Below are 6597 nucleotides of genomic sequence, written 5' to 3'. Positions count from 1 at the left end.
CCAGGAGCATGAGGTCTTGCGATCCCCCACTTTCATCCTTAGATCGTATGCGGTATTAGCGTAACTTTCGCTACGTTATCCCCCACTCCAGGGTACGTTCCGATATATTACTCACCCGTTCGCCACTCGCCGCCAGGTTGCCCCGCGCTGCCGTTCGACTTGCATGTGTAAGGCATGCCGCCAGCGTTCAATCTGAGCCAGGATCAAACTCTTCAGTTTAATCTCTGTTTATTTGGCATTTCTGCCACCGTCATTGCTGACGGGTCGCTCACTCAAAATACTGACAGGCCACTACTTTCGTAGCGCCTATTTCATTACTTCTTGTGAACATTTGATATTTTAAGTATCAGCAGGACTAGCCTGCAGTGCACTTTCATCAAACGTCCACACTTATCGACTGTTAATTTTTAAAGAACTTATTCGGTACTGCTTGCTGAAGAAGCGTTGTGTTCATCAGCGAAGAGGCAAGATTATGAACTGTTTCGTTTATCTCGTCAAGCTCTTCTTTCTTCGCCTAACTCAGCATTTACGTGCTGTGTTCTCATTTACGTGCTGTGTTCTGCGAGGGGGCGAACTATAGCAAGGCCCCTGTGATTCTGTCAAACATTATTAATTAGAATATCGACGCGCTTATGCACGTCTTCGGCAAAAGCTAGGAATTCGCGCATTTCCTCCGGTTGCAACACATCCAGCGCATACCATTCAGCCGAACCGCCTGCCGCGCGGATTTCCGTTACCAGCGCATGCAGCTTGCTGGAGCGGCGCGCTCCCAGGACCACATGATGCCCTTCTCCCGCCAACTTGCGGGCGGTCGCCGGACCGCAGCCCCGGCTGGCGCCGGCAATCAGGATAACCTTGCGATGTGCTTGTGGAATAGCTGTCATGATGCGGTCCTTTCAATGGCATTAACACCAGACTGCATCTTACGGATCAAATTCCATGCTGCGAATGCACATGCCTATGCACTTCTTGCCTAATCCTATAAAACCTCTGCAAGAAACTGGCAGCGGCATCGGGAATCATGGATCATTCCTATTCAAGCCCCAGATAGAAAGGACACGCACGTGGAACGCATGATCGCACTGCATCAACAGCTGGCGCCAAACGAGGGCTACACCTTGTCGGCGCTGGACGACGTCCGCCTGACTCGTTCGAATTGCAGCTCGACCAAAACGCCAGCCATGTCCGATCCCTGTATCGCCATCGTGCTCCAGGGACGCAAGCGAGCCTACTTCGGCAACGACGTGCTGCAGTTCGACGCGGAACACTACCTGGTAGTCGCCGTCCCCATGCCGTTCACCAGCACCACGGATGCCACGCCGGAAGAACCATTCCTGGGACTCTCCGTGCGCGTCGACCGCACCACCCTGGCCGACCTGATGTTCGCCATCGACCAGTCCGACAATGAAGTACCGGCCATGCCCAAAGGCATGATGACCACCCGCATGGATGAGCGCCTGAGCGAAACCGTGCTGCGCCTGCTTGAAGCGCTGAGTTCGCCGCTGGAGGCGCGCGTGCTCGGCCCCGCCATCGTGCGCGAGATCTGCTACCGGGTACTGATGGGCGAACAAGGCGCGGCCATGCGCGCGGCGCTGACCAATCAGGGCCAGTTCGGGCGGATCGCCAAGGCGCTGCGCCGCATCCACGCCGATTATGCGGCGGACATCGACGTCGGCCTGCTGGCCGCCGAAGCCAACATGAGCGTGCCGGCCTTTCACGTGCATTTCAAGTCGGTCACACACTGCACGCCCATCCAATACCTGAAATCTGCGCGCCTGCACCAGGCCCGGCTGCTAATGGCGCGCAGCGACATGACGGCGCAATCCGCCTCGGCACAAGTGGGCTACGAGAGCCCCTCGCAATTCAGCCGCGAATTCAAACGCTTCTTCGGCCGCAGTCCGGGCGAGGAAGCACACGCGATGCGCCGCCTGCTGGCGGTGCGCCCGGCCGAAGCGGCAAGATTGCTTTAAAGATAATATGAAGATACTATGCGGTAACTGGCGATATTGAAAATTAGTTAATGCTGCCAGCCCGTAGTACCACTTCTATTATTCAGGAGCTTTATGCGACACACTTTCCTCAGCGCCGCGGCGCTGGCACTATTGGCTGCGTCCGCGCCATCGTTTGCGGCGCCCGGCTTCGAACCCGGCGTGTATGTCGGCATCGACACCGCCCGCGCATCGGTCTCGTCCAAGTACGCCGACAACAGCAACGACATTTCCCTGGGCGCCAACACCGGCTACCAGTTCACGCCGAATTTCGGCTTCGAAGTCTACACCCGCAGCCTGAGCTTCAACCCGTTCCGCGGCTTCCTGGCAGACGCCGGCTACTATCCCGACAGCCACTATGGCATCGCGGCGCTGGGCACGGTACCGCTCGATGCACGCTTCAGCCTGTACGGCCGCGCCGGCGTTGGCCGCACGACGATGAAATCCACCCGTGTTTCAATGGCCGACCGCACCGATACCGATCCTGTCGTCGGCCTCGGCGTGCGTTACGCCTTCAACCGGAGCTTCTCGCTGAGCCTGGAAGGCACTTACCTCAGCAAGAGCGAGGTATCGCTGATTTCGTTCGGCGCGCGCTATCAGTTCTGATCGGGTGAAGGGTACAGCCGCGCCAGCGTGGCTGTAACTATCCGCTGTATCAACGGCTGGACCAGGCTGGCACCGTGGTCCGCCGTTTTTTCGCCGCGCACGCGGTGCCAGAGATCCTCCAGCGCCGCTTCGTGCCGCGCAACTTCCTGCTCCACTTCATCCTGCCAAAATGCCGGCGCTTCGCCGTCGACAAAATTCCCCCGTCCACGGCCAAAGTGCGCCACGACCAGATAGCGCAAGACACCCGCCACCACCAGCGTGCGCATAAATGCTGCGGCAAATTGCACCGTCGCCTGATTGCGGTCGGTGGTGGAGTTGAATCCCCAGACCGCGCCGGCAAACGTCAGCGCGCCGACTATGCCGCCCACCAGTGCGCCGCCGCCAAGGCTGAGGCCACCAGACATCAGGTCGGCCGACAAGCCGGTCGCGGCGCCAGAAATCATCGCCCCCAGCAAACCCGCCTGCGCCTTGTCGATGGGTGCGCGCACCACAAAATTGTCGCGCACCCTGGCATTGATCCTGGATGCCTCGGCGGGATCCAGCTTATGCAGTATCAGCAGTTCGCGCGTCATCCGGCCGGTGCTCTCGTTCAGGCGACCGATCAACGCGGCCATCGCGCGGTCCTGCCGTTGCAGCTCTTCGCTCTTTCCAATCCCGACGACTTTCAGCGCCGATTTGAGCATGCTCCTGGACTCCGCTTCGATGGCCTCGCTGTCCCGCGCGGCCATCGCCAGCTGCGTGGCCAGCAACTGCATCGCCTGATCGTAACGGCGTGCATTGTTGGACTCCCACAGCGCGAACAGTCGCGCATATGCAGGCTGCCTGTGCGCATCCAACTGCCTGCCGACCGCTTCGTAAAAGACGCGCTCATGCGTCCAGCAGCGGGCGAATGCATCCAGCGCCAATACCTCGCGCACGGCGGCATACCGGCGCAGATGGTCGCGCCAGCGGGCCTGCTCCGCATGCTCTTCCGCTGCGGGGCGAGGAGGCCCCATCTGATTGAGCAGGACCAGCACCGGCTTACCCAGCCATTCGAGTATCTTCATTTCCGCCGGCAGATAGCCGGTGTCGTCCGGATGCTCGGCGGAGTTCACCAGGTACAGCACGACATCGGCCTCGTCCCTGGCGGCACGCAGCGCTTGCTGGCTCAACCAGAACGCGCGGTCGCGGTGACGATCGACGACTTCGCGCAGGAACCAGCCGATCGGATTACCCGCTTGCGACAACCGCTTCAGCAGGCGCACGGAATCGCCAAAGCCCGGCGTATCCCACAGCAGCAAGCTGTCGCCCTCCGTGGTCTCAAGCAGCGCATGGGCCTCTGCAAAAATCGTCACATGCGCGGCATCGCGCACTTCGCCGATATCCACGCCAATCAGCGTGCGCGCCAGCGTGGTTTTGCCGTTGTTGGTGTGCGAGATCAGCGCGAGTTGAATGGTGTTTTCTTTATGCATGGGGTTTCAGCAGGTTGACGACGCTGGCCTTGGCTTGATGAAACGCGCAGAACTGCTGCCAGAGCGCGGTGCGCTCCTCCAGGCGTGCACGGGCGTCGGCATGGTCGCCCATGCGTGCCAGATAAGCGGACTCGTCCAGTAAGACGACGACGTCGCGCGCCGATGCGGCCACCAGGTAGTCGAGGAAGGCGCCATGGTTTTCCTTTTCCGGCGTGGCCGACAGATTGAACAAGGCCGCCGTGGTGTCCACGCCAAGATCCGTATCGCGCAGGACCGCTTGCGGCTCCTCACCGTACGCGACCGATGGCCGCAGCATCAGGCGGCCCTGCTCGCCGAACATCGCGACCGCGACTTGGGTCAGGCCTCTATGGCGTGCCTCATCAACGGTAAAACTGTAGGGCAGCACACGCAGCGTGCCACCGGCGGCGATACCAATGCTGCCGCTGAGCTGGCGGAAATATGGCTGATCTAGATCGAGCGGAAAGTGCTGCGCCAATCGCGCAGCCCGCCAGTTGCCGGCCGCTGCCAACAGCAAACGCGGCAGCACGACCAGCAGCAGGATAGTCGCGGCATACAAATGCACCCAGCGAGCGCCGCCATCGGCGGCGGTGGTTTGCGGGAAGCGCAGGGCCGTCACTTCGGCGAGCGAAAAATCCTGTAGGTGGAATACGGCCACCGCCGGTGCGAACAGCACGGACAGCAGACTGTGCACCTGGCCGGCATCGAGGAAGGTGCTCTCCCAGCCTGCCGCGTATTGCGACCAGACGCCCCGCGCATACAGCGAGGCCAGCGCGCCAAGCGCGAACATCGCTGCGCTCAGATGTATGGTGCGGCTCAGTCGCGCGGCGTTGAGCTTGGCACTCAGTTGCATCCATTCCGCAGCAAACCTCAGCACGCCGGAGGATAAGGGTTGCGGCAAGTTGCGCGGCAAGCGCGGCTTGCGCAGCAACTCCCGCCTGGGCCAGGCAAGCAGGGACGTCGGTTTCAGCAGCAATACGAGCAAGCCCAGATACACCAATATGTTCCAGGTGACGATCAACAGCAAGGGCGCAGACAGCAGGTCGACTCGGTGTGGGTCGGTAATGCGGTCGAGGCCGGCGCCGAGCAGCAATGCAATGATGGGCACAGCCAGCGAGAAGGCTTGCCAGCTGGAGCGCTGTTTGGCGAAGGTCGCAAATGCAGGCGTGCGTTCGGCGAGGCGTTTCAGGATTTGTTCGGCGCGCTGCTGCAGGAAATCATCGGCCGTTACTTCGGCCTTGTTGTCCGAAGCTTGCCATTGTGCGAGTTCGCGCGCGCTGCGGCTGGCATAGAGGCGATCGTCGTCGCTAAGAACTTCTTTATTTTGGTCGGCGAGCTCGATGGCCCGCACCAGTACAACGCTTCTTGCCGTGTGTTCGTTCATGCTGAGAGTATATCGCCGAACGCAAAAAAGCCCACCAGGATCACCTGGTGGGCTTCTTCTTATAACTAGCCTGACGATAACCTACTTTCACACTGGTTGCAGCACTATCATCGGCGCAGAGTTGTTTCACGGTCCTGTTCGGGATGGGAAGGGGTGGGACCAACTTGCTATGGTCATCAGGCATTGACTTGTACGAGCGACGCTTTCAGCGACGCTCCGAATCTGGAGAAGTAAGTAAATGGGGTAATGAAGTTGTGTATCAACGAACGTTCCAACGTACTTCTTATTCACCATAACCTGCTAAGGTTATAGGGACAAGCCGTACGGGCAATTAGTATCAGTTAGCTTAATGCATTACTGCACTTCCACACCTGACCTATCAACGTCCTGGTCTCGAACGACCCTTCAAAGAGCTCAAGGCTCTGGGAAATCTCATCTTAAGGCAAGTTTCCCGCTTAGATGCTTTCAGCGGTTATCTCTTCCAGACTTAGCTACCCGGCAATGCCACTGGCGTGACAACCGGTACACCAGAGGTCTGTCCACTCCGGTCCTCTCGTACTAGGAGCAGCCCCCTTCAAATTTCCAACGCCCACGGCAGATAGGGACCAAACTGTCTCACGACGTTTTAAACCCAGCTCACGTACCACTTTAAATGGCGAACAGCCATACCCTTGGGACCGGCTACAGCCCCAGGATGTGATGAGCCGACATCGAGGTGCCAAACTCCCCCGTCGATATGAACTCTTGGGAGGAATCAGCCTGTTATCCCCAGAGTACCTTTTATCCGTTGAGCGATGGCCCTTCCATACAGAACCACCGGATCACTATGTCCTACTTTCGTACCTGCTCGACTTGTCAGTCTCGCAGTTAAGCACGCTTATGCCATTGCACTATTAGCACGATGTCCGACCGTACCTAGCGTACCTTCGAACTCCTCCGTTACACTTTAGGAGGAGACCGCCCCAGTCAAACTGCCTACCATGCACTGTCCCCGACCCGGATAACGGGCCAAGGTTAGAACCTCAAATGAACCAGGGTGGTATTTCAAGGATGGCTCCACGAGAACTGGCGTCCCCGCTTCAAAGCCTCCCACCTATCCTACACAGATTGATTCAAAGTCCAATGCAAAGCTACAGTAAAGGTTCATGGG

5 protein-coding genes and 3 rRNA genes are annotated in these 6597 nt (G+C 58.9%); 2 read left to right on the top strand and 6 right to left on the bottom strand.

Annotated features, from left to right (window positions below):
• Both DUGA2_RS32150 and DUGA2_RS33045 read right to left on the bottom strand, forming a co-directional pair.
• Window positions 1-219, bottom strand: a 16S ribosomal RNA gene (locus DUGA2_RS32150); the annotation flags it as partial.
• Window positions 220-599: 380 nt separating this feature from the next.
• Window positions 600-884 carry an SDR family oxidoreductase gene (locus DUGA2_RS33045; protein WP_071659013.1) on the bottom strand — a complete coding sequence of 95 codons (285 nt, stop codon included), beginning with the start codon at window positions 882-884 and terminating at the stop codon, window positions 600-602.
• Between the two features lie 189 nt (window positions 885-1073).
• Between DUGA2_RS33045 and DUGA2_RS32145 the strand changes: the two genes are divergently transcribed.
• Both DUGA2_RS32145 and DUGA2_RS32140 read left to right on the top strand, forming a co-directional pair.
• Entirely contained in the window at window positions 1074-1970 is an 897-nt protein-coding gene (locus tag DUGA2_RS32145) for an AraC family transcriptional regulator (protein WP_070273327.1), read from the top strand.
• Window positions 1971-2063: 93 nt separating this feature from the next.
• On the top strand, window positions 2064-2594 hold the full coding sequence (locus DUGA2_RS32140; RefSeq protein WP_070273326.1) for an outer membrane beta-barrel protein: 531 nt from the start codon (window positions 2064-2066) through the stop codon (window positions 2592-2594).
• Here the strand turns inward: DUGA2_RS32140 and DUGA2_RS32135 are convergent.
• The 4 genes from DUGA2_RS32135 to DUGA2_RS32120 form a co-directional block, all read right to left on the bottom strand.
• A complete protein-coding gene (locus DUGA2_RS32135) occupies window positions 2585-4045 on the bottom strand; it encodes a GTPase domain-containing protein (RefSeq protein ID WP_070273325.1) in 1461 nt (486 codons plus the stop codon). The genes DUGA2_RS32140 and DUGA2_RS32135 overlap by 10 nt on opposite strands.
• A complete protein-coding gene (locus tag DUGA2_RS32130; protein ID WP_070273324.1) occupies window positions 4038-5447 on the bottom strand; it encodes a DUF2868 domain-containing protein in 1410 nt (469 codons plus the stop codon). Before DUGA2_RS32130 ends, DUGA2_RS32135 begins: the two co-directional genes overlap by 8 nt.
• A gap of 68 nt (window positions 5448-5515) precedes the next feature.
• Window positions 5516-5628 (bottom strand): 5S ribosomal RNA (gene rrf / locus DUGA2_RS32125).
• A gap of 129 nt (window positions 5629-5757) precedes the next feature.
• Window positions 5758-6597, bottom strand: a 23S ribosomal RNA gene (locus tag DUGA2_RS32120); the annotation flags it as partial.

Source organism: Duganella sp. HH101, assembly GCF_001758795.1.
GTDB lineage: Bacteria > Pseudomonadota > Gammaproteobacteria > Burkholderiales > Burkholderiaceae_D > Rugamonas > Rugamonas rivuli.
The sequence above is the reverse complement of the archived record's forward strand: the minus strand, read 5'-3'. Positions and strand labels throughout refer to the sequence as shown.

Excerpts from the sequence above, each read along its gene's own strand:
- DUGA2_RS33045 (WP_071659013.1), bottom strand. The coding sequence starts at position 884 with ATGACAGCTATTCCACAAGCACATCGCAAGGTTATCCTGATTGCCGGC.
- DUGA2_RS32145 (WP_070273327.1), top strand. The coding sequence starts at position 1,074 with ATGATCGCACTGCATCAACAGCTGGCGCCAAACGAGGGCTACACCTTG.
- DUGA2_RS32140 (WP_070273326.1), top strand. The coding sequence starts at position 2,064 with ATGCGACACACTTTCCTCAGCGCCGCGGCGCTGGCACTATTGGCTGCG.
- DUGA2_RS32135 (WP_070273325.1), bottom strand. The coding sequence starts at position 4,045 with ATGCATAAAGAAAACACCATTCAACTCGCGCTGATCTCGCACACCAAC.
- DUGA2_RS32130 (WP_070273324.1), bottom strand. The coding sequence starts at position 5,447 with ATGAACGAACACACGGCAAGAAGCGTTGTACTGGTGCGGGCCATCGAG.